We start from the raw sequence: 2,313 nt of genomic DNA on the forward strand, positions 1-2,313 counted from the left end.
CTTTAGCTAAAGCATTTTCGATTTGCTCTTTATTTTGTTTATTTTCTGTATTTAGAGTATTGTAAACACCACTAACTTCATCAGTTAGCGTTTTTAGTTGTTTTAGAACAACATCAAGTTTTTGATGCTTAGTGTTTTCTAGTTTGTTTTCATCATTATGTTTTTGAATAGCAGATTTTAGTTCGGTGTCTAGTTCGGGCAAAATTCTATCCAATGAATCAATATTACCTTTAGCACCATTAGCCTCATCACGTTTTGCTTTAAGGTTTTTAATAACTTCTTTTAAGATTTTTTCTAAAGCATCAACTCTAGCATCTTCACCTTTAGCTTTATCTAGAGCTTCTTGTGTTTCAGTGATTTTGTCATCAATTGCTTTTTCTAAGTTTTCAGCTTTAGTTTCATATTCTTTATATTTATTAGTAATAGCTAAAGTTTTAGCTTCAGTTGCTTTTTGTTTTGCTGCTCTTAGTTTCTCTAAAGCGGCTGCTAATTTGGTTGAATCTTCACCAGCATCATTTGATTCTGTAAATGCTTCATTTTTGGCAGTTTCAGCTTCAGTATATTTATTTTCTGTAGCCTGTTTTTTAGTATCTCTATCATTTATTTTAGTTGTTTTAAGAGTGTTTGCTTGATCTAAAGTGTTTTTTAGTGCTTCTAATTTTTCAGGGACTGAAACTTTGTTTTTGTATTCATCTTTATTATATTTATCATAAACAGCTTTAGCTTTAGCAATTTCAGCTTCAAATTTTGGCAGTTCTGTATTTAGTTCATCAACTCCATCTTTTGAATTTAAATTATTAATAGCATTTTTTAATGTTGCAGTTGCTCCATCAATTTCTTTAGCTATAGTATCATCTAATTTATTATTGATTTCATCTAATTTCTCGGTTACTTCTTTTGCTTTATCTTCAGCTTGTTTAGCTGAATCAGCATCGCCTTTTTCTTCAGCTTTTTGTTTTGCTTCTTCTAAGGCTTCTTTGGCTTTTTCTAAGGCGTCTTTAGCTTCGTCTAGTTTAGCTTTATCAGTGCCGGCTTCATCTGCTTTTTTAATGGCATCTTCAGCTTTCTTTAAAGCATCATCCAATTTATCTTTAACTTCTTTTTCATTAGCTTCTTGTGTTTGTTTTAAGTTAGCTATAAATGCATCTATATCTTTTAATTCATCTTTTAGATTATCTAAAGCTGTCTTAAGTTCGCCAACAGCTTGGTTAATAGGTATATTATGTTCATCATATTTACCTTGAGAAGTAGTTTTTTGGGCTTCTAAAGCAACAATAGCTTTTTTAAGCTCATCAATATTATTAATATTATCAGTTGCATGTTTTTTAGCATTAGCTAAATCATTTTTAGCTTTTTCCAATTCTGTTTTAACTTTATTAATTCTATTATTTTCAGCATTTAGTTTTTGGTTAACTTCATCTTTTTTAGATTTAACATTATTTAATAAAGCCTTAGCTTTATCAGTTTGAGCTTTGTATTTTTTAGGTTCAATCTCTTTAACTAAATCATCTAGTTTGGTTTCTAGGGTACCTAATTCTGTTAATGAAGCTTGTAAGTCAGTTGCTTTATTATCAGCAATAGCTGTGTTGGCTTTTTGAATAGCTTCTTGAGCTTTTTGTTCTAGTTCTTTAACCTTGTTTTCAATTTCTTCTTTAGCTTGTTTTATTTGTTGTTTTTGAGTTGCAACTAAATTATTAGCATTATCATAAGCTGATTTGAAAGCATCATATTCAGCTTTAGCATTTTTGGTTTTATCGTCTTCTGGGATGTTAACTAGGTTTTGAACTTCAGTTAGTTTAGATTCTAAAGCATCCAGTGCTGTTTGTCTATCATCTAAACCATCAGCCTTATTTAAAGCTTCAGTTAATTGTTTTAAAGCATCTTTAGCAGCATTAAAGTTTTGTTTTAGTTGAGCAATTCTTTGTCTTTCTTGTTCAGCAGCTGTTTCTAGTGCTGATTTTTGATTTCTAGCTTCAGTTAGTTTATCTATAATATTAGTTTTTAACGCACCAGCTTCAGCTTTAGGTTCATCAAATTGAATTTCATCAAGTTTTTGTAGTAATTTTTCAATATCTGCTTTATTTTTTTCTAAAGCTGCTATTGATTTTTCTACTTCTGCCAAATTGTTTTTGTTAGCATCATAATTGTTTGAGTTTTCTTCAAAAGATTTTTTAATAGTCTCAAGCTGTTGTTTAGCATCATTTCTTTCTTGATCAATTTGATTTTTGCGAGCTAAAATATCTGCTTGTTTTTGTTCAGCAGTTTTGATTTTATTTTCTAGTTCTTTAAACTCAGCTTTAAAATTATCTTTTT

The 2,313-nt window shown here is 29.4% G+C and carries 1 protein-coding gene; it reads right to left on the reverse strand.

What is annotated here, in order from left to right; translation table 4 throughout:
* A partial coding sequence (locus JXZ91_RS02995) for a hypothetical protein (RefSeq protein ID WP_205851533.1) occupies positions 1–2,313 on the reverse strand: 2,313 nt, incomplete at both ends.

It is taken from the genome of Mycoplasma enhydrae, assembly GCF_017116825.1.
Taxonomy (GTDB): Bacteria; Bacillota_I; Bacilli_A; order Mycoplasmatales; family Metamycoplasmataceae; genus Metamycoplasma; species Metamycoplasma enhydrae.